Source organism: Pseudomonas sp. AO-1 (assembly GCF_019775695.1).
Lineage (GTDB): Bacteria > Pseudomonadota > Gammaproteobacteria > Pseudomonadales > Pseudomonadaceae > Aquipseudomonas > Aquipseudomonas parakoreensis.
This window is the reverse complement of sequence record NZ_CP079947.1, coordinates 2,165,111-2,188,854: the sequence shown is the minus strand read 5'-3', so window position 1 is coordinate 2,188,854 and position 23,744 is coordinate 2,165,111. Positions and strand designations below refer to the sequence as shown.

Genomic DNA, 23,744 nt, shown 5'->3' with positions numbered 1-23,744 from the left:
CCGCAGACCGCGACCAAGCAAGCGCTTGGGCAGAAGATATTTCAGCTGTTTACAAACCAAGCGCTTGCTTGGTAGCCTCCAGGCACTTCTGTCGCAGGTTCCTGAGTCGGAGATCACCATGCCCACGACCGTTCGCATCGGATGCGCCAGCGCATTCTGGGGTGACACCAGCACCGCCGCCGCCCAGCTCGTGGCAGGCGGGCGCCTGGATTATCTGGTGTTCGATTACCTGGCCGAGATCACGATGTCGATCATGGCCGGCGCCCGCATGAAGGACCCACAGGCCGGGTTCGCCGGGGATTTTGTCGAGGTGCTCGCGCCGCTGCTGCCGCAACTGGTCGAACAGAAGATTCGCGTGATCAGCAACGCTGGCGGGATCAATCCGAAAGCCTGTGCCGCCGCCCTGCAGGCCGCCTGCGACAAGGCCGGGGTCAGTCTGAAAATCGCCGTGCTGCGCGGCGACGACCTGCAACCGCAATTCAAGCAACTCGCCACTCAAGGCATCCACGAAATGTTCAACGGCGCACCGCTGCCGCCGATGTGCGTATCGACCAACGCCTACCTCGGCGCGCCGGGCATCGTCGAGGCTCTGCGCCTGGGCGCCGACATCGTCATCACCGGGCGCGTGGTCGACAGCGCGGTGGTCAGCGCGGCGCTGGTGCATGAGTTCGGCTGGGCGTGGCACGACTACGACAAACTCGCTCAGGCGGCGCTGGCCGGGCACATCATCGAGTGCGGCGCACAATGTACCGGGGGCAATTTCACCGACTGGCGCGATGTGCCGGACTACGAACACATCGGCTTTCCCATCGTCGACGTCAGCGCCGACGGCCAGTTCATCGTCAGCAAACCCGAGGGCTCCGGCGGGTTGGTGACCCCGCTGACGGTCGGTGAGCAGATGCTCTATGAAATCGGTGATCCGCAGGCGTATCTGTTGCCGGATGTGGTCTGCGATTTCACTCAGGTGAAACTGCAGCAACAGGGCAAAAACGCCGTGCATGTGCACGGTGCCAAAGGCTTGCCACCCAGCGATAAATACAAGGTCAGCGCCACTTACCCGGACGGCTTTCGCTGCACCGCCAGTTGCCTGATCGCCGGCATCGATGCGGTGTCCAAGGCCCGGCGCGTGAGCCAGGCGATCATCGACAAAACCTCGGAAATGTTCAGCCAGCGCGGCTGGCCGCCCTACAGCGAAGTCGATATCGAACTGCTCGGCAGTGAAGCCACTTACGGCCCTCACGGTCAGCGCCGTGACAGCCGCGAGGTGGTGATCAAACTCGCGGTGCGCCATCCACTGAAACCGGCGCTGATCCTGTTCTCCCGGGAAATCGCCCAGGCCGCGACCGGCATGGCGCCCGGACTGACCGGCATCGTCGGCGGACGGCCGACGGTCTATCCGCTGATCCGGCTGTTCTCGTTCCTGATCGACAAAAACGCCTGCACCCTGCAAATCGACATGGCCGGTGAGCAATATCCCTGCGCCCTGCCCGCGCAAACACCACTCGACAGCCACGCTCTGCCAACCCCCGAACAGCCACCCAAACCCCAGGGCCGCGCCGACGCCAGCGTGCCGTTGGTAAAACTGGCGGTGGCGCGCTCCGGTGACAAGGGCAACCACAGCAACATCGGCGTCCTGCCGCGTCGACCGGAATACCTGCCGTGGATCGCCGAAGCGCTGACGCCAGCGGTGATCGTCGACTGGATGCGCCACGTGCTCGACCCGATTCACGGCCGGGTCGAACGCTGGTACCTGCCCGGCACCCACAGCCTGAATTTCCTGCTGGAAAACGCCCTCGGTGGCGGTGGTGTGGCAAGTCTGCGCATCGATCCACAGGGCAAGGCCTTCGCCCAGCAACTGCTGGAAATCCAGATCCCGGTGCCGCAGAGCATCGCCGAACAACTCGACTAGAGGTTGGGCTTCATGGCTTACACATCGATTTTCAAAGCCGATCTGTTCAGCGGTCAGACCCTCATCGTCACCGGTGGCGGCAGTGGCATCGGCCGTTGCACCGCCCATGAACTGGCAGCGCTCGGCGCCACTGTGCTGCTGGTCGGGCGCAAGCCGGAAAAACTGCAGAAAGTCGCTGCCGAAATCACCGAAGACGGCGGCCGCGCGCACTGGCAGGCTTGCGACATCCGTGACGAAGACGCGGTAAAACAACTGGTCACTGAGCTGATCGCCGAACACGGGCCGATCCACGGCCTGGTCAACAATGCCGGCGGCCAATACCCGTCGCCACTGGCCGCGATCAATCAGAAAGGCTTCGAAACCGTGCTGCGCACCAATCTGGTCGGCGGCTTCCTGATGGCCCGGGAAGTGTTCAACCAGTCGATGAGCAAACACGGCGGCAGCATCGTCAACATGCTCGCCGACATGTGGGGCGGTATGCCCGGCATGGGCCATTCCGGCGCGGCACGCTCGGGGATGGACAACTTCACCAAGACCGCCGCGTTCGAGTGGGGTTACGCCGGGGTGCGGGTCAATGCGGTGGCGCCGGGGTGGATCGCGTCCAGCGGCATGGACACCTATGAAGGCGCGTTCAAAGCGGTGATCCCGACCCTGCGCGAACACGTACCGCTCAAGCGTATTGGTACCGAATCCGAGGTCAGTGCAGCGATCGTTTTCCTGCTCAGTCCGGCGGCGGCGTTCATCAGCGGCAGCACCTTGAAAATCGATGGTGCGGCCAGCCTCGGCAGCCGTGCATGGCCGTTGCACAAGGCGAGCCACAGCGAGTCGTTCAACGGGTTCCATCGGGCGTACCTGCCGGACGTCCTCAAGGACAAGGAGTAAGCCATGCCGCAGATCCAGTCCCAACTCGATCCGCACAGTGATGCTTTCGCCCGCAACCGCGCGGCAATGCTCGCGGCCATCGAGCAAGTCCAGCAACTGGAACAGAACCTGCTGAACAAGGCTGCCGAAGCCAAGACCAAATTCGACAAGCGCGGGCAATTGCTGCCCCGTGAACGCCTGAATCTGTTGCTCGACGCCGGCGCACCGTTCCTCGAACTGGCGAGCCTGGCCGGCTACAAGCTGCACGACGACAAGGACGGCAGCGCCGCCGGCGGAGGCTTGATCGCCGGCATCGGTTACGTGTCCGGCGTGCGTGCGTTGGTGGTGGCCAATAACAGCGCGATCAAGGGCGGCACGATCTCCCCCACCGGCCTGAAAAAATCCCTGCGTCTGCAACAGATCGCCCAAGAGAACAAACTGCCGGTGATTACCCTCGCCGAAAGCGGCGGCGCCAACCTCAACTATGCGGCGGAGATTTTCGTCGAGGGTGCACGCAGTTTTGCCAATCAAGCGCGGATGTCGGCCATGGGTCTGCCGCAGATCACCGTAGTGCATGGCTCGGCCACGGCCGGTGGCGCCTATCAACCGGGGCTGTCGGATTACGTGGTGGTGGTGCGCGGCAAGGCCAAGCTGTTTCTTGCCGGGCCGCCGCTGCTCAAAGCCGCGACGGGCGAGGTCGCCACCGATGAAGAACTGGGTGGCGCCGAAATGCACGCACAGGTTGCCGGCACCGCCGAATACCTGGCCGAGAACGATGCCGATGGCGTGCGCCTGGTGCGCGAGATCCTGCGCCTGCTGCCGTGGAACGAACAACTGCCGTGGTTGCCGGAACCGCAATTCAAGGACCCGCTGTACCCGATCGACGAGCTGCTCGGGCTGATTCCCGACGACCCGAAGAAGCCCTACGACGTGCGCGAAATCGTTGCGCGGATTGCCGATGAATCGGAGTTTCTCGAATTCAAAGGCGAGTTCGATCAGCAGACCATCTGTGGCCAGTTGAAAATCCAGGGCCGTGCCTGCGGCTTGATCGGCAACAACGGCCCGATCACCCCCGCCGGGGCGAGCAAGGCCGCGCAGTTCATTCAACTGTGCGATCAGAGCCAGACGCCGCTGCTGTTTTTCCATAACACCACCGGTTTCATGGTCGGCACCGAGTCCGAGCAGCAAGGCGTGATCAAACACGGCTCGAAACTGATTCAAGCGGTGGCCAATGCGCGAGTGCCTAAACTGACGATTGTCGTCGGTGGCTCCTACGGTGCCGGCAACTATGCGATGTGCGGACGCGGTCTCGATCCACGTTTCATCTTCGCCTGGCCCAACAGCCGCACCGCGGTAATGGGCGGCGCGCAGGCCGGCAAGGTGTTGCGCATCGTCACCGAGGCCAAACAGCTCAAGGAAGGCCTGGTGCCGGATCCGAAAATGCTCGACATGCTCGAACAGGTCACCGCGCAGAAACTCGACAGCCAGTCCACCGCGCTTTACGGCAGCGCCAACCTGTGGGACGACGGCCTGATCGACCCGCGCGACACGCGCACCCTGCTCGGTTACCTGCTGGATATCTGCCACGAAGCCGACATCCGCACGTTGCAACCCAACAGCTTCGGCGTCAGCCGCTTCTGACTGCCACGGATCCCAAGGAGAACAATAAAAATGATCTTCACCCCGGAACACGAAGCACTGCGCCGCACCGTCCGCCAATTCGTCGAGCACGAAATCAACCCGCACGTCGATGAATGGGAAAAGGCCGGGCGCTTTCCGATCCACGAGATTTTCCGCAAGGCCGGCGACCTTGGTCTGCTGGGGATTTCCAAACCGGAAAAATTCGGTGGCATGGGCCTCGATTACAGCTATTCGATTGTCGCCGCCGAGGAGTTCGGCACCATTCATTGCGGCGGCATTCCGATGTCGATCGGCGTGCAGACCGACATGTGCACCCCGGCGCTGGCCCGCTTCGGCTCAGATGAATTGCGCGACGAATTCCTCCGTCCCGCGATCACCGGTGAGCAGGTCGGTTGCATCGGCGTCTCGGAAGTCGGTGCCGGTTCCGATGTCGCGGGTCTCAAGACCGGCGCGCGCAAGGACGGCGACGATTACGTGATCAACGGCAGCAAAATGTGGATCACCAACTCGCCCAGCGCCGATTTCATCTGCCTGCTGGCCAACACCTCGGACGACAAGCCGCACATCAACAAGTCGCTGATCATGGTGCCGATGAACAGCCCGGGCATCAGCCTCAGTTCGCACCTGGACAAGCTCGGCATGCGCAGTTCGGAGACCGCCCAGGTGTTTTTCGACAACGTGCGTGTGCCGCAGCGCAACCGCATCGGCCACGAAGGCGCCGGGTTCATGATGCAGATGCTGCAGTTTCAGGAAGAACGTCTGTTCGGCGCGGCCAACATGATCAAGGGTCTGGAATATTGCGTCGACAGCACCATCGAGTACTGCAAGGAGCGCAAGACCTTCGGCAACGCGCTGATCGACAATCAGGTGATCCACTTCCGTCTCGCCGAATTGCAGACCGAAATCGAATGCCTGCGGGCGCTGGTCTATCAGGCCACCGAGCAATATGTGAAGGGTCAGGACGTCACGCGTCTGGCCTCGATGGCCAAGCTCAAGGCCGGGCGCCTCGGTCGTGAAGTCAGCGACAGTTGCCTGCAATATTGGGGCGGCATGGGCTTCATGTGGGACAACCCGGTGGCCCGCGCCTATCGCGATGTGCGGCTGGTGTCGATTGGCGGTGGCGCCGACGAAATCATGCTGGGGATCATCTGCAAACTGATGGGCATTCTGCCGGGGAAAAAGAAATGAGCCCCCTGCCCGATTGCCAGACACTGCTGCTGGAGCTGTATGGCGGCGTATTGCACATCACCCTCAATCGCCCGGAAAGCCGCAATGCGATGAGCCTGCACATGGTCGCCGAACTGCGTTCGGTACTGGCGACGGTACGCGATGAGCGCAGTGTTCGCGCCCTGGTGCTCAGTGGCGCGGGCGGGCACTTCTGCGCTGGCGGCGACATCAAGGACATGGCCAATGCACGCGCCCGGGGCGCCGATGCCTATCGCGATTTGAACCGCGCTTTCGGTGCGCTGTTGCAAGAGGCGCAGCAGGCGCCGCAAGTGCTGATCACGGTATTGCAAGGCGCAGTGCTCGGAGGTGGTTTCGGGCTGGCATGTGTGAGCGATATCGCCATGGCCGATCATCAGGCGCAGTTCGGCCTGCCGGAAACCAGCCTCGGGCTGTTGCCTGCGCAGATCGCGCCGTTCGTGGTGCAACGCATCGGCCTGACCGAAACCCGTCGGCTGGCACTGACGGCCGCGCGTTTCGATGGCCAACAGGCGCGACGCCTGGGGCTGGTGCATTTTGTCGAGCAGGATCCGCAGGCATTGGCCGAACGCCTCGACGAAGTACTCGACCATGTTCTGTGCTGCGCACCGGAAGCGAATGCGATGACCAAAAAGCTGTTGCTGGCGAGCGCCGGACAGCCATCGAATGAACTGCTGGATGACGCAGCGCAATGGTTCAGCGAAGCGGTGACCGGTGTCGAAGGGATCGAGGGCACGATGGCTTTCGTGCAAAAGCGTAAACCGCGATGGGCCACCTGAAAGCTTCGCGAGCAGGCTCGCTCCCACAGGTTTTGTGAACGATGCAAATTCCCTGTGGAAGCGAACCTGCTCGCGAAGAGACCAGCCAACCCACCGCCAAATACTCAGGAAGATCACCATGCCCGCCATCCACAAAATCCTGATCGCCAACCGCGGTGAAATCGCCTGCCGCATTCAGCGCACCGCCCAGGCCCTCGGCTATCGCACCGTCGCCGTATTCAGCGATGCCGACGCCGATGCCCTGCACGTGCAGATGGCCGATCAAGCGGTGAACATCGGCGCCGCACCGGTACACCAGTCTTACCTGAACATCCCGGCGATCCTCGATGCCGCGCGCCGCAGCGGTGCCGACGCGATCCACCCCGGCTACGGCTTTCTCTCGGAAAACCCAGGATTCGCCCGCGCCTGCGCAGAGGCCGGCCTGACCTTCATCGGCCCCAGCGCCGAGGCCATCGAGCTGATGGGCAGCAAGCGCCTGTCGAAAATCGCCATGCTCGACGCCGGCGTACCCTGCATCGACGGTTATCAAGGCGCCGCGCAGGACGACGCTACCTTGCTGCGCGAAGCCGAACGCATCGGCTACCCGCTGATGATCAAGGCCAGCGCCGGCGGCGGTGGACGCGGCATGCGCCTGGTGCACAGCAGCGACGAGTTGCCGGCGCAATTGCGCACCGCGCGCTCCGAGGCACTGAACGGCTTTGGCAGTGACGAACTGATCCTCGAACAGGCGCTGATCGAACCACGGCACGTCGAGGTGCAACTGTTCGGCGACTGCCACGGCAATCTGATCTACCTCGGTGAGCGCGATTGCTCGGTGCAGCGTCGCCATCAGAAAGTCATCGAGGAAGCACCCTGCCCGGTGATGACCGGTGAGTTGCGCCAGGCCATGGGCGAAGCAGCATTGAAGGCTGGCCGGGCGGTGAGTTACGTCGGTGCCGGCACCGTCGAGTTTCTGCTCGATGCCCGTGGACAATTCTACTTTCTGGAAATGAACACGCGTCTGCAGGTCGAGCATCCGGTGACCGAACTGATCACCGGGCAGGATCTGGTCGCCTGGCAACTGGCCGTCGCCGAAGGCCAGCCACTGCCGTTGACACAGGAACAGGTCACGCTGAACGGCCACGCCATGGAGGTGCGATTGTATGCCGAAGATCCGACGCAGAATTTCCTGCCGCAGACCGGTCGCGTGCAGGCCTGGGAACCGGCCTTGAATCCCGGCGCGCGGATCGATCACGGCTTGCGCGAAGGTCAGTCGATCAGCCCGTTCTATGACCCGATGCTCGGCAAGCTGATCGCCCACGGCGCGACCCGCGAAGAGGCACGGCGCAAGCTGTTGCGCGCAGTGCAGGACAGTGTGTTGCTCGGTGTACAGAGCAATCAGCGTTTGCTGGTCAGCCTGCTGCAACATCCACAGTTCATCAGCGGTGAATTCAGCACCGCATTCATTGCTCAGCACTTCACTGATCACCCATGTCTGCACACCTACGCCCCTACCGCCGAGGAACTGGCCGTCGCCGCCGTGCTGTTTTATCAGTCTGGCGCGCAGGCGCATCGCGCGCCGCTCAAGGGTTGGCGCAACAATGTCGGCGCGCCGCTCGATTACCGCCTCGGGCTGGAACAGCAGGACTGGAGCTTGCAACTGCTTGCGAACGGTGCTGGCCGCTTCACCCTGAACGTGATGCAACGCGCACTGACGCTGACCGTCATTGAGTGCAACGAATGCTCGGTGACGCTGGAAGTCGACGGCCTGCGCCAGCGTCATGCGTATCGGATCGCCGGCGAAGAACTCTGGCTGTTCACCCACCCCGGCAACCTGCGCCTGGAGGATCGAACTCATGCGCTGATCAGCAGTCAGAGCAGCGTCAGCTCCGGCACACTGAAAGCGCCGATGGACGGCGCCATCGTCGACGTGCTGGTCAGCGAAGGCAGTCCGGTCAGCAAGGGTCAGTTGCTGGTGGTGCTGGAGGCAATGAAAATGGAGCATCCGCTGAAGGCCGGCATCGACGGCGTGCTCAAGCGGGTGCAGGTCAAGGTCGGCGATCAGGTAAAAAATCGTCAGGTTCTGTTGCAGGTCGAGTGAGTCGCCAGGCGCAAACGCAAGGTTTGACTACGCTCTGATCTATCAGGACGCGTAAATCAGGAAACCTGCGATGCCCCATTGGCTGGTCATTGATCTGGAAGCCACCACAGATGAAGGTGGCTGGCCGGTTACGGAAATGGAAATCATCGAAATCGGCGCGACGCTGGTCGACCGTGCCGGTCGCGAGCAGGATCACTTTCAGCGGTTCGTCAAACCGACCCGGCGGCCGTTATTGACGGCATTTTGTCGTGAACTCACGCACATCACCCAGGCCAATATCGATGCCGCGCAGCCGTTGAACGAGGTCTGGCCAGCCTTTGAGCGCTGGCTCGGGCAACACCAGACACGCCTTGAAGGCTGGGCCAGTTGGGGCGATTACGACCGCAAGCAGTTACTTCAGGAATGGCAGCGCCTGCAGCTCGACAGCGTGCTGGGCCGAGTGCCGCACATGAATCTCAAACAGCGCTTTGCCAAGGCCCGCCGCCTGGAACGACCGTTGGGCCTGAACGGTGCGCTGCAACTGGCCGGCATGCAGTTCAGCGGTCAGCAGCATCGGGCCCTGGAAGATGCGCGCAATACTGCGCGGTTGTTGCCGTTGGTCTTGCCACTCTAGAGTCGGGGCGAGAACTCGTCGGACACGCCCCGGGCAGGTGACGGCGCCGGGAGCGTTGTGCATACTGGCCAGCCTTTTTTAACCCTTTTTTGCCCTTTTCGAGAGGAATCGCCCATGTTCAAAGTCAACGAGTACTTCGACGGCACCGTCAAGTCGATCGCTTTTGGCACCGCTGAAGGTCCGGCGACCATCGGCGTCATGGCCCCGGGCGAATACGAATTCGGCACCGCTCAGCGCGAGATCATGCACGTGGTCTCCGGTGCGCTGACCGTCAAACTGCCGGACAGCAGCGACTGGGAAACCTTCGCCGCCGGCAGCCAGTTCAACGTTCCGGCCAACAGCAAGTTCCAGCTGAAAGTCGCCGTTGATACTGCCTACCTGTGCGAATACCGCGGCTAAGCCCACGGCTTTCCGGTGCAAAAAAATGCCCGTGTCCATGGACACGGGCATTTTTCATTTCCGGCCTCGGTTATTCGAGGATTTCCACCGGCATACCGACTTCCAGCCGACCATTGCTGTCGTTGACCAGATTCTGCCCGAACATCGCGCCATCAGCCTGGGCACGGTACTTCTGCAAGGTCGCCAGCGGTTCGCGATCGGCACTGCGCTCGCCAGTCTGCGGATCGATCGTGGTCAGGATGCAGCGCGAGCAAGGCTTGACCACGCGGAACTCGACATCGCCGATGCGGATGCGCTTCCAGCCATCTTCGGCAAATGCCGTACTGCCTTCGATCACCAGATTCGGCCGAAAACGCAGCATCTCCAGCGGCCGTCCGACCTTTTGCACCAGATCGTCAAGCGACGCCTGGCCAATCAACAACAGCGGGAAACCGTCGGCGAACGCGACCTGATCGTCGTCGCGGCCATACCCGGCCTGCGTCATGCGCGCGCGATCAAGTGGCACCTGCACCAGACGGGTCGGTTTGCCGATGAAATCGCTGACCCAGCGGGCCGCTGCATCACCGGCATCCGGAACGCGCAGGGTGTCGCGCCAGATGGTCACACCGCGCAACTCGGCATCGTCCTGCGGTAACGCAATATCCAGCGCGGCATGATCGGGCGCACTGAGGGTCAGCCCGCCCTGCGCATTCCACAATGCCGACAGCTGGCTCATTTTCGCCTCGGCCCTTTGGGTCAGGAAGCGGCCGCTGGCCTCGTCCACCAGCATCCAGCGTCGGTCCCCTTCAAGGCCCAGTTTATCCAGGCCAATCGATTGCAGAATCTCGGGCTTGCCGGATTTCAACGGGTAACGATAAAGCGCACTCAGACGCAGCATGTCCAGCTTCCTGATGGGCAAAAAAGCCACCCTATACGAGCTTTATCTGTGAATCAAAGCCTGATGCACGCGCCTGCAAAGATAGTTTGTGGCGAGGGGATTAATCCCCGATGGGGCGCGAAGCGGCCCCACTTGAATCAAGAAAGCGGGACTGCTGTGCCGTCCATCGGGGATAAATCCCCTCGCTACAGGATTTCCTCAGACCGGCACTTCATCGAGCATCAGACGCTGACGCACGACATCGACCAGTTTGTCCGGCTGGAACTTGGAGAGGAAGTTGTCGCAGCCGACCTTCTTCACCATCGAATCGTTGAAGCTGCCGGACAACGAGGTGTGCAGCACCACATACAGACCGCGCAGGCGCGGGTCGTTGCGGATCTCGGTGGTCAGACGATAGCCGTCCATTTCCGGCATTTCCGCGTCGGTGAACACCATCAGCAGTTTGTCGGTCATGTTCACGCCCGTATCGGCCCAGGCCTTGAGCATGTTCAGCGCCTTCAGGCCATCACTGGCGATGTGCATTTTCACCCCGAGCTGGCCGAGGGTGTCACGCAATTGCGAAAGCGCCACGTTGGAGTCGTCCACCAGCAGTACTTCGCGACCACGGGCACGCTCCAGCACCGGATCGTCGAGTTTGTCGCGCGAAACCTTGGCGTTGTACGGAACGATTTCGGCGAGCACTTTCTCGACGTCGATGATTTCCACCAGTTGATCGTCGACCTTGCTGATCGCGGTCAGGTAATGCTGGCGTCCGGCGCTGGTCGGCGGCGGCAGGATGGCTTCCCAGTTCATGTTGACGATGCGATCCACGCCACCGACAAGGAACGCCTGCACCGAACGGTTGTACTCGGTGACGATGATGGTGCTGTTCGGGCCCGGCACCAGCGGGCGCATGCCGATCGCCTGGGACAGATCGATCACCGGCAGCGTCTGGCCACGCAGGTTGACCACACCGCAGACAAACGGGTGACGTTGCGGCATCAGGGTCAGCTTCGGCAATTGCAGAACTTCCTGAACCTTGAACACGTTGATCGCGAACAATTGGCGTCCGGCCAGTCGAAACATGAGAATTTCCAGGCGATTCTCACCCACCAGTTGCGTGCGTTGGTCTACCGTGTCGAGAATGCCGGCCATCAATGACTCCTGGGCTTGTTCTGATGAATTCACTACTAAGTGGGGTTATCGGCTGTTTATGGCGATTCTTGATCCCCACAAAATCACTATCAAAATGCCACACGCAGGCATTGATGTCACATTAACATCATGGTTTACTGGCCCGGCGTTTTCATCTGCTACATTCTCTTCTGGCGCGACCACAGTTTGCGCCACAGGTTCCCGCGTGTAAGGGAATCCCCTAGTAACAATCAGGCCCAACCTGATGTTCGCAATATCCAATAGCCATTAATGTGACGCCATTCTCATTGCATGAACGGAGTCAGGCTATTGTGTGCGATCGCAGGTCAGTGGAAACCCACCCTCTGGAAAACCTCAGCCAGTGCACTTGCGCGGCGGGGCGCGATCTCCCGACGGTTCATGATCGTCGACACACACGGCATTCCCTCATCAGACATGACGCTGTGGAGATAAGCATGCCAATCGACCGTAAAGACTGGGCACAACGTTTTCCCGAATTTCTCGTCGAAGCGGAAACACTCCTGGCCAAGTCGGAAGAATGCCTGAGCCACCTGCAATTGATCAGCAACGACAAGGATGCGATCGACTGCATGCGCAGCACCCTGCTCAAGCTGGCGAGCCGTGCAGAAGCGTTGGCACTGGAAGCGATTTCCGAGTTTTCCCTGCACATTCACAGCTTGCTCGATCATGCCCCGGACTCTATCGATCTGCACGCTCAGGCACTGAATGCGCTTCAGGACTGTTTCACCCTGATGGCCTGGCAGATTGAACTGGTCGATCACAATACCGGCCAACTGAGCCTGGATAGCAGCGAGCAAACCTCGCTGATCGAAGCCTTCGCGTTCCAGGTCGGTCAACACCAGTTTCAGCCTTCGCTTTCGCCCCGGCCAATCCCGCTCTTGTCTTATTCCGAGCGCCAAGCCTGATTCGCAGCGGTTAATGCGCACATCGCGGCTGTAGAGCCGAATCGCTGAATGTCGCAAATGAATAGTTCATGCCCGCCAGCGACAATTCGAATTAAATAATCACACCTGACACCCGCAGAAATTTTCCCGCGCCTCAGGGTTTGCCTGTGTCCGTGTAACGATCAACTTCAAGCGACACGGGATATCTATCCAGCATAATAAGGTGACTTTTTTCCATTATGGAACTCACGTCCAACATGGCGACTTTCCTGACCCTTTGGACATATATGGCAAACGCGACCAACGGTATCTTAAGTGGTATTATGCCGCCCGTTAGTTGCTATCAATTAATGGCAAAGTGATTCAGTGACAGTCCTCCCCAACGAAGTTGGCGGTCAAACATCGTTCACTGAACCTCGTTCAAATCAATAACATAATTGACAGCATTTTCAGACAGAGACCCGCCAGCCAACGGCCGGTCTGCCCGCAGCGAATATCCATTGGCTCCATCCGATATGTACGCCAGCCTCAAGTCAATCACCACATGGCCACCGTCCCGGGAAAATGCACGCCGGTTCACACTCATATTGTGTGTCACTGCCACCGCCGGCTGCCTGCTGACCTACGGTTTGTCTGCACCGCTTTCGCTGGGACTGCTGCTGTTGAACATGGCCGCCACTGCTTGTGTCTGGGTGCAATATCGGCTGTCGCGCAAATCGATCAAGTTCCAGCCCCAGGAACTCGCCGACCGCTTGCTGGAAGTCCAGGAAAACGAACGCCACCGCCTCAGCCGTGAACTGCATGACGACATCGGTCAGTTACTGACAGCAGCCAAACTGCAAAGTGAATGGCTGAAAAGACGTTTGCCAAGCGACTTGCAAGAGCAATGCTCGACACTCTGCGACACCCTCGAAGAAACCCTCAACAAGGTGCGCGACGTCTCAGCCATTCTCAACCCGCGCCAGTTGACCAGCCTCGGACTGGAAGCCAGCCTGCGTGCGCACTTGCTCAAGACTCTGGCCAACACATCGGTGCACTGGAGCCTCGATTGCCAGCAGCGACTCAACGGCATTCCGGAAGAAATGGCGGTCGCCGCCTTTCGCATCACCCAGGAAGCGGTGACAAACATTCTGCGCCACGCGCAGGCCAGCAACCTGTTGATCCGTGTGCAGCGCCTGCCACAAGGGCTGACGTTGTTGATCAGCGACGATGGCCAAGGCTTCGCGCCTGCTGCAGATCCGGGTCGGGAAGGACAGCGTGGAATGGCCGGGATGGCCGAGAGGATCGAACAATTGGGCGGCACGCTGAACGTCATCAGCGAGCCGGGCAAAGGCACTCAAATCGAAGCACTATTCCCCTGGGCGCCCCGTGCACTCGAGCGGGCCAGTACGAATAAGGTTATGCGTTGACTTGTAACTTACTTCTGGTGGATGACCACTCGCTGATCAGAGCCGGCGTGCGCGCTCTGGTGCTCGACATTCCCGGTTACGCCGTCGTTGGCGAAGCCAGCGATGGCTCGCAGTTGCTTGAAATGGTCGAACAACTGGCCCCCGATATCGTCTTGCTGGATATCTCGATGAAGGAAACCGGTGGCCTTGAAGCCCTGCAACGGCTCAAGCGGGTGCGGCCCCAAAGCAAAGTGTTGATTTTGTCGATGCACACCGATCCGGCGCTGATCATGCAGGCACTGGAATCCGGAGCGCATGGTTATTTGCTCAAGGACACCACGGCCACCGAACTAGAACATGCCCTCGAAGCCCTGCGTAACAACGAACGCTACCTGAGCCCGGCGATCGCCCACACCGTGATCAACCAGGCCCTGACCCGCACGCAGAAAAACCCGCCGGAAGTCGCCGATTCGCACAACCTGACAGCCCGTCAACTGGAAATCCTGCGGTTGATCGTGCGCGGCAAATCCACTCGGGAGATCGCCAACGGCTTGGGCCTGAGCATCAAGACCGTCGAAACCCACCGCTCGCAGATCATGAAACGCCTGCAGATCTACGACGTGGCGGGTCTGGTCCTGTTCGCCGTGCGCGAACAGATCATCAGTCTTGACGACTGATCGACCCGGCACCGCCCAATAGCGGCGAATGCTCGGGCAAATGCACCCGCAAGGCCGCAGGGCGCGCCTCGAAGCGCAGGCTGTCGCCTTCAAGCGGCTCACCGTCAAGATTGATGCTCAAGCCCTCGGCGACTTTGATTTCGACCCAGGGCAGGCGGGCTCTTACAAACATATTGTCGATGCCGAAGCCGTCACTGAGCAGGGTCTTCAGCGTACCGACCAACTCCTGCGGTGCCGGCAAAATGCTGATGTCCAACAGGCCATCATCCGCCAGTGCCTGTGGACACAATTCATGCCCGCCCCCCGCCTGACGGCCGTTGCCGATTCCCAGCGCCAGCAGTTCGCCACGCCAGTGAAAGTCCGGGCCCTGCAGTTCGCCGTAGGCCGCGTGCAACTCACTGAAGCGCGATAAACCGGTGAACAGATAGGCGGCCCCGCCGAGTACTTTTTTCAAATCCTCGGATGTATTGGCTGTAACCTGACTACCGAAACCACCGGTCGCCATGTTGAGGAAAATCTGCTCGCCGACTGCGCCCAGGTCAATGTCGCGCGGCGGTACATCGAGAAGCTCAAGCGCCTCGGCCGGCTCCAGCGGAATCCCCGCCGCACGGGAAAAGTCGTTGGCCGTGCCCAGCGGCAACAGCACCAGACTGGCCTTGTGCGGATGCCTGGCAAGGGCTTCAGCGATATCGCGCAATGTCCCATCCCCGCCTCCCGCAATGATCTGCGAGTAGCCACCCGCCAAAGCTTCTTCCACCAGACGCTGAGCGTCACCGGCCTCCCAGGTCAGGCGTACTGCCAACTCCCAGCCCTGCTTGCGCTTTGCTTCGACAGCGGCGCGAACCGCCTCATTGAGTGCCTGCTTGCCATGCAGAATCAACAGCGCCCTGCGTTCACTCATAACGGTCACTCCCCACAATTGAATCGGTATGAAACATCTTGACCACCGGCACAGGCAAAAAAGCCATCGGAGCACCATTTAATTCAAGCGCCCGGCTTGTCACGTCCTACACAGCGGTATTTTTTCTTACAACAGGTAAGGAATCGGCTCAATTGACCGGACTCGATCCTTGATACACCTTGTGCAGGCAGTATCAATTTTCGTTTTTTAACAACACAAGGATGTGCAGGGAATGAGTGGATACCCCCTCGGAGCTGGTGACAGTTCGAATGACGGAAAGGCCAGCGCGCTGACAGTGAAAACAGCCGACGGATATTTCCATGTCCAGCCATGAAGCCAGAGTTTCAACCCGTCCGATTGCCCCTCTCAACGAAAGTCGCAGCAGTCACAAATCCGATTTCAAAAAGAGCGCCAGAACCGCTGGAGAAGCACAAATGGAACCGCGCGTGACCGAACTGGAAACCCACCTCAGATACATACGCCGGGATATGGATGAAGTGCGCGCAGATGTAAGAACAATCAAGCACCGACTTGCCTATTCGGCAGGTGCAACGGCAGTGATAATGGGACTGTTGGGTTGGGTTGCCAACAGTCGCTTCGATCAGTTGGTCACGCTGATGAGCAATTGACCCGGGAGAATGCAGGATCGACGCTTTCATGCGTCGAGCCTGCACTTGTAAGGTCAGGCTCAGCGAGGATCAGAGTCAGTCGAGCAGGTCGCTCAGGGGAATGAACCCGACTTCATCACCTTCTACGAGCGTGTGGCCCTCCAGCACTTCTACCAGGCCATCCGCCCAGGCAGCGCTGCGCAACACACCAGAGCTTTGATTGCGATAAATGATGGCCCGTCCTTGCTCGAGTCGACCACGCAGATATTCACGCCGATGGCCGGCCACAGGCCAGACGAAACCTGCTGGCACCGTAAACTTCAGCGGCACAACGTCTCTTACACCTTGACGCCGCAGCAAGTAAGGTCGCGTCAGCAAGGCAAACGTCACCAGCGTCGAAGCGGGGTTTCCGGGCAGGCCAATGACTGGCACGTTGCGAAAATGGCCGAACGTCAGCGGCTTGCCTGGCTTGATTGCCAGTTTCCACAATGCCAGCTCGCCCTCTTCCCTCAATGCAACACCCAGAAAATCTGCTTCCCCGACCGAAACCCCGCCGGTTGAAAGAATCAGGTCGACATCCTGCAAGTCGCCCAGACGCGCTCGGGTGGTGTCCAGATCGTCCGGCAGAATGCCCGCATCGATCACCTCACAGCCCAATCGCTGCAACCAACTGCACAACACCACCCGATTACTGTTGTAAATCTGCCCCGGCCCCAGCGGCTGGCCCGGCTCAACCAGTTCATCGCCGGTGGACAGCACCGCCACTCGGACCTTGCGCACCACATTCAGCCCGTCACATCCCAGCGATGCCGCGAGACCTTGTTCGATCGGTCCCAGCCTTGTGCCTGCCGCCAGGATCAACTCACCCACGGTGGTTTCCTGGCCTTGTGGACGAATGTTCTGGCCGAGGCTCATGATTTCGACGAAGCGCACACTGCCGTCGGCTTGGACTTCGGCGTTCTCCTGCATTTCCACACAGTCAGCACCAGCAGGCACCGGCGCACCGGTGAAGATCCGCGCGCAGGTGCCGGGCTTCAAGGGGGCAGGCGCTTCCCCGGCGAAAACCTTCTGGCTGACCGGCAGCGGTGCGCCGGTCCAATCCGCCAGCCTCAAGGCATAACCATCCATGGCGCTGTTTGGCCAAGGCGGCAGGTCCAGCGTTGAAACCAGGTCTTCGGCAAGCACTCGCCCCTCGATCTGCGCCAATGGCAGAAACTCGCGCTCGACAATCGGCGTGGCCTCGGCCATTTGCAGCAGGCGAGCCAGCGCTTCCTCGACGGGCATCAGGCTGCCGGTCTTGCCCGGCTTACCCACGGGATTCACAAGGCGCCGCCTGTTTCAGGTGAGGAACGAAGTTGCATGGCCGATGCCGCGAATCCAGCTGTTCGGCGAGAATGCCGTCCCACCCGGTGCGCACCGCATTGGTCGAACCTGGCAGGCAACATACCAGCGTGCCATTGGCCAGACCGGCCAGTGCCCGCGATTGCACGGTTGACGTACCGATATCAGCCACCGAAATCTGTCGGAACAACTCACCAAACCCGTCAACCTGCTTGTCGAGCAGACAAGCCACGGCTTCAGGCGTGCTGTCACGCCCGGTGAAGCCGGTGCCGCCGGTAATCAATACAACCTGCACCACGTCCTCGGCAATCCAGTGGGCAACTTGCGCGCGGATCTTGTACAGGTCATCTTTGAGCAGGACCCGTTCGGCCAGACGGTGGCCGGCAGCAGTCAGGCGGTCGACAAAGACTTGGCCTGAGGTGTCGGTTTCCAGGGTTCGGGTATCGCTGACAGTCAGCACCGCAATATTCAGCGGTGCGAAAGGTACATCGGCCTTGGCTTTCATTAGGCTCGTCCAGTTGTAGGAGAAACAGCCCGGTGTTATATCACAGCGCCTGAATTTTTCGCCGCCCTGCTGGAGAGCTGCCATGACCCCGAATACGCCATTGCCCCCCTGCTCCATTCTGCTCTTGGCAGGCGGACGCGGCCAGCGCATGGGCGGCCAGGACAAAGGGCTGGTCGAATGGCAGGGTGAAGCGCTGATTGCGCATTTGCAGCGCAAGGTGCGACCGCTGACTGACGATCTGATCATCTCCTGCAATCGCAATCGCGAGCGTTATGCTGCCTACGCCGACCAACTGGTGAGTGATGAAGAAGAGGACTTTCCAGGCCCCTTGGCCGGCATCCTCGCGGGGCTCAAGGCTGCGCGCTTGCCCCATCTGCTGGTCTTGCCCTGCGATGTGCCGCGCATCGACGCAGCGCTGCTGCACGACATGCGCGCAACTGCCGGCCAGTTTCCTGACAAACCTTTAATGTTGCGCCATGACGACCATTGGGAGCCCCTGCTGTGCGTGATTCCGGTGGCCCTGCTGCCCGCGTTCGAAACCGCCTGGAACGCCGGAGAACGCAGCCCCGGCAGGGTCATGCGCAACCTCGGCGCAACGGCCCTGCAATGCCCGGACAACGACCCGCGACTCGCCAACCTGAATACCCCCGAACTGTTAAAAGCGCATAACACTGTGTCAGACTGACAGCATTCAAGGAACTCTCACGCCTTGTATACGTCTCAAGCTCAGTAACCAAAAGTATTCCCATTCGGAGACACACTCATGACTCAACGGACCCTCGCCACTTTCATGCTCGCACTGGGCCTGGCAACGCTCGCTGGTTGCTCGTCGCCAACAGTGATCACCTTGAATGACGGTCGCGAAATCCAGGCCGTCGACACCCCGAAATATGACGAAGATTCGGGCTTCTACGAGTTCAAGCAGCTGGACGGCAAAGAGACCCGCATCAACAAGGATCAGGTTCGTACCGTTAAAGAGCTGTAATCTTTACGTCGACACCGGATACAGAAAAGCCCGCACTGATGCGGGCTTTTTCATGGGTACGTAAAAGTAAATGGTGTCACCACTGCAGGGTGATCTGGCTCTCGAACTCGCGCGTCTCACCGGTGACAGGGTCGACAAACCGCAGCCCTTGCGCCAGCAGTTTGAGCGGATTGGCGTAGTCATCCTCAACGTCTTTCAACACTTGCGGATAAAACGGATCGTTGCAGATACTTGCGCCCAGCGCAGTCATGTGCACCCGCAACTGATGCTTCTTGCCGGTCACCGGATACAGACCGTAGCGCCACAGATCACCGTTCTTTTCCCGGACCTCCACCGCCGTTTCAGTGTTCGCCAGACCCGGGCCTTCCTGCATGCGGAAGAACGGTTCGCCGTCTATCAAGCGACTTTTGTGCACCAGGGGAAACTCCAGCTCCGGCAGCGCACGGGCAATCGCCTCATAGCGTTTATCGATCTGCCGGGTCGGAAACAGCGACTGATAAGCCGAGCGGGTTTGTGGGTTGGCCGAGAAGATCACCAGCCCGGCGGTGTGCCGGTCGATGCGGTGCAGTGGCACCAGATGGGGGTTATCGAGGCGACGGATCAGGCGGCGCAGCAACGTCTGCTCGACATACTCACCGGCCGGTGTCACCGGCAGAAAATGCGGTTTGTCCGCTACCACCAGATGTTCATCCGCATACAGGATCGACTCGACCACTGGAATCGGCTTTTCATCCGGCACTTCACGGAAGTAGTGAATGCGCAGCCCTTCCTTGTACGGCAGATCCAGCGCAATCGGCTGACCCTGACCGTCCAGCACCCGCCCCCGGACAATCCGGTCCAGCCATTGCTCGCGACTGATCGCGCTGAAATGCTCACACAGGCAATCAAGGACGGTCGCCCAAGACCCCGGAGGAAGGTAAAGGGTGCTGGCCTGATTCTGCGCAGCAGAAAACGTTGGTGTGGACATACGGAAATTCGAACCCTCAATGCAGGCCGGCATTATCCAACACTGAGCGAAACGAACCTAGTGCGGATTCCGCGGCCCGCTTCAGGCCGGAATCGACTTGAGTGCCGCCGCTTCAGTGAACTCCTTGAGCCAGCGCAACACATCGACCGCCTCCCAGCGTCCCGGGTCATACAAGGCGTACAACAACCCCTGATAACCGACCACATCCAGTTGCTTGTGATAACCGGCACGCTGGAACAGCGCTTCGATCTCGGCAAAGCAGGTGTTGAAATGCAGTTTGTTGAACGGCGTCTTGCCCTCCGTGACCAGCCCGTCCAGGCGCAACTCGAGGACCGCCTCGCGCACCACGTCAACCGACATCCGGTTCACGCTGTTCTTCAACTGTTCGACATTGACCACGGTTCGTCCCTCTGACTGCCGGATTCACCTGCTCAAGACTTCACAAGCAGCAGGTCAACCCAATTACTGTATGCGCATACAGTAAACGAATAATCTGCAGAGTGCCAACGGGAGGATGGTCGCTCGCGACCAGCGGATGACAAATCGCTCAGCGCAGGAACGCCACCACCTGATCGGCACTGAACGGCCAATTCAGTTCTGCGCCAGTATCCACTCGGCGCAATACAGGGATCCGCAGGCTGTAAGCCTCAAACCAGGATTCATCCTCTGCAATATCCACCAGCTCCACCAGCAGACCGTGCTCGACAAACGGCATCAACTCGGCTTCTGCCACCTCGCACAGATGGCATCCCAAGGTGCCGAACAACTGACATTCAGGAAGCATGATCGCTCAACCGAAAAAATGAGCGTTCATTCTAGGCCCGCCTCGAAAACCCGTCGAGCCGGCGCAGCCAGATGGCCGGCGAACCGCAGCAAACAAGCAAAATCCTGATGCAAATCAGTCCACGGAAAAGCCAATCAGGCGATGCTTCCGCGCTTTTTGCCTCTACGCTTGAGAAGCCTGAGCCTGACATCGGAGTGTCTTGTGTTTGCCAACCTGTTGATCATCCTCGCCTCCTCCCTGGTGATGATTGCCCTGTTCCGCCGGCTGCGCTTGCCGCCGGTGCTGGGTTATCTCTGCGTGGGCCTGATGGTGGGACCGACCGCTTTCAACTGGGTCAACGAGAGCGAACATCTCCCAGATGTGGCCGAACTGGGGGTGGTGTTTCTGCTGTTCTCGCTGGGCCTAGAGTTTTCCCTGTCGAAGATGATCGCGCTGCGCCAGGTGGTGTTCCGCCTGGGCAGCCAGCAGGTATTGCTCAGCACCGGATTGCTCGGGCTGGTGCTGCTCCTGTTGGGCATGCCGCTGGCCCCGGCCCTGTTGCTCGGCGCCGGGTTGTCGTTGTCGTCGACGGCGATTGTCACCAAGGAGTTGGGCAGCCTGGGCGAAGTGTTCAGCAGTCACGGGCAGAACGCGGTCGGGGTCTTGCTGTTTCAGGACGTGGTGGCGGTGTTGCTGCTGACCCTGGTGCCAGTGTTCGCCGGAAGCAGCGCGCAAGCCTGGTACTGGGCCTTGCCGCTGACATTGGTGAAGACCGTGGTGCTGTTTTTCGGTCTGTTGCTGGCCAGCCGCTGGTTACTGCCACGGCTGTTTCATGAAGTGGCGGCCTCGCGTTCGGCGGAACTGTTCGTGCTGCTGGCGCTGGTGATTGTGCTGTTGACCGCATGGCTGACACACCTGCTCGGCCTGTCCCCTGCCCTTGGCGCATTTCTGGCCGGGATGCTGCTCGGCGAAAGCCACTACCGCCATCAGATCGAAGCTGACATCCGGCCGTTTCGCGACATTCTGCTCGGGGTGTTTTTCGTCAGCATCGGCATGCTGATCGACCTGCAACTGTTCGTCAGTCACAGTGTGTTGATTCTCGGCCTGACCCTCGGCCTGATGCTGATCAAGGGCACGGTCGTCGCGCTCTTGGTGAAATGGCGCGGCAGTGATCACGAAACCGCCTGGCGCAGCGGCCTGGCCCTGGCGCAGGGTGGGGAATTCTGCTTCGCGTTAATGGCGCAAATGCAGCAAAACCAGATGCTGCCTGCCGAGCTGGGCGCCCTGCTGCTGGCGGCAACCTTCTGCTCGATGCTGCTGACGCCTCTGCTATTGCGCGCCGCGCCGCAAATGGCCGCGCGCCTGCACCGCAAGCCGAACCAGGAGGCGCAAATCGAGGAAATCAGCGCCCTCAATGCCGGGCTGGATCAACATGTGGTGATCTGCGGTTACGGCCGTGTCGGTCAATCCATCGGCCGCTTCATGCGCAATGCCAATCAGCCTTATATCGCGCTGGATAACGATCCGGTACGTGTGCAGGAAGCCGCAGCCGGCGAAAGCGAGGTGCATTACGGCGATTCTGCGCGCGGCGACCTGCTGACCGCCGTCGGACTGTTGCGCGCCCGGCTGCTGGTGATCGCCGTGGATCAGAGCGATGTCAGCCTGCGGATTCTCAAGGAAGCGCGCCGGCTCAATGCGCGGATACCGATTCTGGTGCGCACCCGCGACGACAGCCAATGGGCTGAACTCAAAGCCGCCGGCGCCAGCGAAGTGGTGCCGGAGCTATTGGAGTCGAGCCTGATGCTCGCCTCCCACGCCTTGGTCATGCTCGGCCTGCCGGCGCATAAGGTGCAGGAGAAAATCGATCAGGTGCGCATTGATCGCTATCGTCTGCTGCACGGCTTCTATCCCGGCGCGGAAGACGAGGAAGCCTAGTCCTGGCTCACCGCGCCGATCTTGTGCAGCGACAGGTCGGCGCCGTAATACTCTTGTTCCTGACTCAGGCGCAGGCCGTGCAAGGCCTTGATCACGCCGTAGACGGCGAATCCGCCGATCAGTGCGACCAGCACACCCAGCGCGCTGCCGATCAACTGACTGATCAGGCTGACCCCGCCAAGCCCCCCCAGCGCAGTCTGGCCGAAGATGCCGCAGGCGATCCCGCCCCACACGCCGCACAGACCGTGCAACGGCCATACGCCGAGGACGTCGTCGATGCGCCATTTGACTTGCGCGGCGGTAAAACACCAGACGAACAAGGCACCGGCCAGTGCGCCAGTTACCAGCGCGCCTACCGGATGCATCAGGTCGGAACCGGCGCAGACGGCTACCAGCCCGGCCAGCGGGCCGTTGTGCAGGAAGCCTGGGTCATTGCGCCCGGCGATCAGTGCCGCCACGGTGCCGCCGACCATGGCCATCAACGAGTTGACCGCCACCAGACCGCTGACGCCCTGCAAGGTCTGTGCGCTCATCACGTTGAAGCCGAACCAGCCGACGATGAGAATCCACGAACCCAGCGCCAGAAACGGAATACTCGACGGCGCGAACGCCACCAGGCGCCCATCGCGATAACGTCCGTTGCGCGGACCGAGCAGCAAAACCGCTGCCAGTGCCAGCCAGCCACCCATGGCGTGCACCACCACGGAACCGGCGAAGTCATGGAACGCCGCGCCAAAGCGTGCCGTCAGCCAGGCTTGCAGACCGTAGTTGCCGTTCCAGATCATGCCCTCGAAAAACGGGTAGATGAACGCCACGATCAGCGCTGTCGCACACAACTGCGGAACGAATCGCGCACGCTCGGCAATCCCGCCGGAGATGATCGCCGGAATCGCCGCGGCAAAGGTCAGCAGGAAGAAAAACTTCACCAGACCGTAACCGTGATCCGCGCTCAGCACCGCCGCCGGCTGCATGAAGGTCACCCCATAGGAGATCCAATAGCCTATAAAGAAATAGGCCAGCGTCGAAACGGCAAAGTCACTGAGGATCTTGGACAGTGCATTGACCTGATTTTTCTGGCGCACCGTGCCGACTTCAAGGAAGGCGAAACCGGCGTGCATCGCCAGCACCATCACCGCACCGATCAGAATGAACAACGTGTTGGAACTGTGGACCAGCGTGTCAACAGCGCTTTGCAGATTTTCCATAAAGAGGCAGACCTGAAGGCTAAAAAGGCACCAAAGCGGTTCGCGCGGACAATTCATGCACCAAGTTG

At 60.4% G+C, this 23,744-nt stretch carries 24 protein-coding genes; 15 read left to right on the top strand and 9 right to left on the bottom strand.

What is annotated here, in order from left to right:
- Positions 1–118 precede the first annotated feature (118 nt).
- From KVQ82_RS10240 to KVQ82_RS10205, 8 genes are all read left to right on the top strand, one after another.
- Positions 119–1,909, top strand: coding sequence for an acyclic terpene utilization AtuA family protein (locus KVQ82_RS10240; protein ID WP_222018779.1), 1,791 nt, complete (start codon positions 119–121; stop codon positions 1,907–1,909).
- 12 nt (positions 1,910–1,921) lie between these two features.
- On the top strand, positions 1,922–2,791 hold the full coding sequence (locus KVQ82_RS10235) for an SDR family oxidoreductase (RefSeq protein ID WP_222018778.1): 870 nt from the start codon (positions 1,922–1,924) through the stop codon (positions 2,789–2,791).
- Between the two features lie 3 nt (positions 2,792–2,794).
- Positions 2,795–4,411: a geranyl-CoA carboxylase subunit beta gene (atuC, locus tag KVQ82_RS10230; RefSeq protein ID WP_222018777.1), complete on the top strand. Its 1,617-nt coding sequence runs from the start codon at positions 2,795–2,797 to the stop codon at positions 4,409–4,411.
- Positions 4,412–4,441: 30 nt separating this feature from the next.
- Positions 4,442–5,599 carry a citronellyl-CoA dehydrogenase gene (gene atuD, locus KVQ82_RS10225; protein ID WP_222018776.1) on the top strand — a complete coding sequence of 386 codons (1,158 nt, stop codon included), beginning with the start codon at positions 4,442–4,444 and terminating at the stop codon, positions 5,597–5,599.
- Positions 5,596–6,393: an enoyl-CoA hydratase/isomerase family protein gene (locus KVQ82_RS10220; protein WP_222018775.1), complete on the top strand. Its 798-nt coding sequence runs from the start codon at positions 5,596–5,598 to the stop codon at positions 6,391–6,393. The genes atuD and KVQ82_RS10220 overlap by 4 nt, the downstream gene beginning before the upstream one ends.
- 118 nt (positions 6,394–6,511) lie before the next feature.
- Positions 6,512–8,473, top strand: coding sequence for an acetyl/propionyl/methylcrotonyl-CoA carboxylase subunit alpha (locus tag KVQ82_RS10215; protein ID WP_222018774.1), 1,962 nt, complete (start codon positions 6,512–6,514; stop codon positions 8,471–8,473).
- A 70-nt stretch (positions 8,474–8,543) separates the two neighbouring features.
- Complete coding sequence (locus tag KVQ82_RS10210; protein ID WP_047295400.1) at positions 8,544–9,086, top strand: exonuclease domain-containing protein; 543 nt, start codon at positions 8,544–8,546, stop codon at positions 9,084–9,086.
- Positions 9,087–9,200: 114 nt separating this feature from the next.
- Positions 9,201–9,485 carry a pyrimidine/purine nucleoside phosphorylase gene (locus KVQ82_RS10205; RefSeq protein ID WP_003226701.1) on the top strand — a complete coding sequence of 95 codons (285 nt, stop codon included), beginning with the start codon at positions 9,201–9,203 and terminating at the stop codon, positions 9,483–9,485.
- Positions 9,486–9,555: 70 nt separating this feature from the next.
- On the opposite strand, the gene KVQ82_RS10200 is transcribed toward KVQ82_RS10205, so the two are convergent.
- Together KVQ82_RS10200 and KVQ82_RS10195 are read right to left on the bottom strand one after the other, a co-directional pair.
- On the bottom strand, positions 9,556–10,362 hold the full coding sequence (locus KVQ82_RS10200; protein WP_041069662.1) for an MOSC domain-containing protein: 807 nt from the start codon (positions 10,360–10,362) through the stop codon (positions 9,556–9,558).
- A gap of 198 nt (positions 10,363–10,560) precedes the next feature.
- Positions 10,561–11,496, bottom strand: a complete 936-nt coding sequence (locus tag KVQ82_RS10195) for a chemotaxis protein CheV (RefSeq protein ID WP_041069659.1) — start codon at positions 11,494–11,496, stop codon at positions 10,561–10,563.
- Positions 11,497–11,951: 455 nt separating this feature from the next.
- On the opposite strand from KVQ82_RS10195, the gene KVQ82_RS10190 reads away from it, so the two are divergent.
- The 3 genes from KVQ82_RS10190 to KVQ82_RS10180 all read left to right on the top strand — a co-directional run bounded on the left by KVQ82_RS10190 (position 11,952) and on the right by KVQ82_RS10180 (position 14,466).
- Positions 11,952–12,422, top strand: coding sequence for a hypothetical protein (locus KVQ82_RS10190; RefSeq protein WP_041069656.1), 471 nt, complete (start codon positions 11,952–11,954; stop codon positions 12,420–12,422).
- A 494-nt stretch (positions 12,423–12,916) separates the two neighbouring features.
- On the top strand, positions 12,917–13,810 hold the full coding sequence (locus KVQ82_RS10185) for a sensor histidine kinase (protein ID WP_222019377.1): 894 nt from the start codon (positions 12,917–12,919) through the stop codon (positions 13,808–13,810).
- A complete protein-coding gene (locus KVQ82_RS10180) occupies positions 13,807–14,466 on the top strand; it encodes a response regulator transcription factor (RefSeq protein WP_041069648.1) in 660 nt (219 codons plus the stop codon). Before KVQ82_RS10185 ends, KVQ82_RS10180 begins: the two co-directional genes overlap by 4 nt.
- Here the strand turns inward: KVQ82_RS10180 and yegS are convergent.
- Positions 14,450–15,367, bottom strand: a complete 918-nt coding sequence (gene yegS, locus KVQ82_RS10175; protein WP_108183383.1) for a lipid kinase YegS — start codon at positions 15,365–15,367, stop codon at positions 14,450–14,452. The genes KVQ82_RS10180 and yegS overlap by 17 nt on opposite strands.
- A gap of 320 nt (positions 15,368–15,687) precedes the next feature.
- On the opposite strand from yegS, the gene KVQ82_RS10170 reads away from it, so the two are divergent.
- On the top strand, positions 15,688–15,996 hold the full coding sequence (locus tag KVQ82_RS10170) for a hypothetical protein (RefSeq protein WP_222018773.1): 309 nt from the start codon (positions 15,688–15,690) through the stop codon (positions 15,994–15,996).
- A gap of 75 nt (positions 15,997–16,071) precedes the next feature.
- Here the strand turns inward: KVQ82_RS10170 and glp are convergent, their stop codons facing one another.
- Both glp and moaB read right to left on the bottom strand, forming a co-directional pair.
- Complete coding sequence (gene glp / locus KVQ82_RS10165; protein WP_222018772.1) at positions 16,072–17,298, bottom strand: gephyrin-like molybdotransferase Glp; 1,227 nt, start codon at positions 17,296–17,298, stop codon at positions 16,072–16,074.
- On the bottom strand, positions 17,282–17,821 hold the full coding sequence (gene moaB, locus KVQ82_RS10160) for a molybdenum cofactor biosynthesis protein B (RefSeq protein WP_003226719.1): 540 nt from the start codon (positions 17,819–17,821) through the stop codon (positions 17,282–17,284). The genes glp and moaB overlap by 17 nt, the downstream gene beginning before the upstream one ends.
- A gap of 82 nt (positions 17,822–17,903) precedes the next feature.
- On the opposite strand from moaB, the gene mobA reads away from it, so the two are divergent.
- Complete coding sequence (gene mobA / locus KVQ82_RS10155) at positions 17,904–18,506, top strand: molybdenum cofactor guanylyltransferase MobA (protein ID WP_222018771.1); 603 nt, start codon at positions 17,904–17,906, stop codon at positions 18,504–18,506.
- Between the two features lie 78 nt (positions 18,507–18,584).
- Entirely contained in the window at positions 18,585–18,806 is a 222-nt protein-coding gene (locus KVQ82_RS10150; RefSeq protein WP_003226722.1) for a YgdI/YgdR family lipoprotein, read from the top strand.
- A gap of 76 nt (positions 18,807–18,882) precedes the next feature.
- On the opposite strand, the gene KVQ82_RS10145 is transcribed toward KVQ82_RS10150, so the two are convergent.
- The 3 genes from KVQ82_RS10145 to KVQ82_RS10135 all read right to left on the bottom strand — a co-directional run bounded on the left by KVQ82_RS10145 (position 18,883) and on the right by KVQ82_RS10135 (position 20,557).
- Complete coding sequence (locus KVQ82_RS10145; RefSeq protein ID WP_222018770.1) at positions 18,883–19,773, bottom strand: pseudouridine synthase; 891 nt, start codon at positions 19,771–19,773, stop codon at positions 18,883–18,885.
- An 81-nt stretch (positions 19,774–19,854) separates the two neighbouring features.
- Positions 19,855–20,172 carry a transcriptional regulator gene (locus tag KVQ82_RS10140; RefSeq protein WP_003226726.1) on the bottom strand — a complete coding sequence of 106 codons (318 nt, stop codon included), beginning with the start codon at positions 20,170–20,172 and terminating at the stop codon, positions 19,855–19,857.
- A gap of 148 nt (positions 20,173–20,320) precedes the next feature.
- On the bottom strand, positions 20,321–20,557 hold the full coding sequence (locus KVQ82_RS10135; RefSeq protein WP_041069630.1) for a glutaredoxin family protein: 237 nt from the start codon (positions 20,555–20,557) through the stop codon (positions 20,321–20,323).
- A 201-nt stretch (positions 20,558–20,758) separates the two neighbouring features.
- Here KVQ82_RS10135 and KVQ82_RS10130 point away from each other — a divergent pair, with 201 nt between their 5' ends.
- Positions 20,759–22,471 (top strand): monovalent cation:proton antiporter-2 (CPA2) family protein, encoded by a 1,713-nt coding sequence (locus KVQ82_RS10130; RefSeq protein WP_222018769.1) that lies wholly within the window; start codon positions 20,759–20,761, stop codon positions 22,469–22,471.
- Here the strand turns inward: KVQ82_RS10130 and KVQ82_RS10125 are convergent.
- The gene (locus tag KVQ82_RS10125; RefSeq protein ID WP_222018768.1) at positions 22,468–23,676 is read right to left on the bottom strand and encodes an ammonium transporter; all 1,209 of its coding nucleotides are present in this window, start codon (positions 23,674–23,676) and stop codon (positions 22,468–22,470) included. The genes KVQ82_RS10130 and KVQ82_RS10125 overlap by 4 nt on opposite strands.
- Positions 23,677–23,744 lie beyond the last annotated feature (68 nt).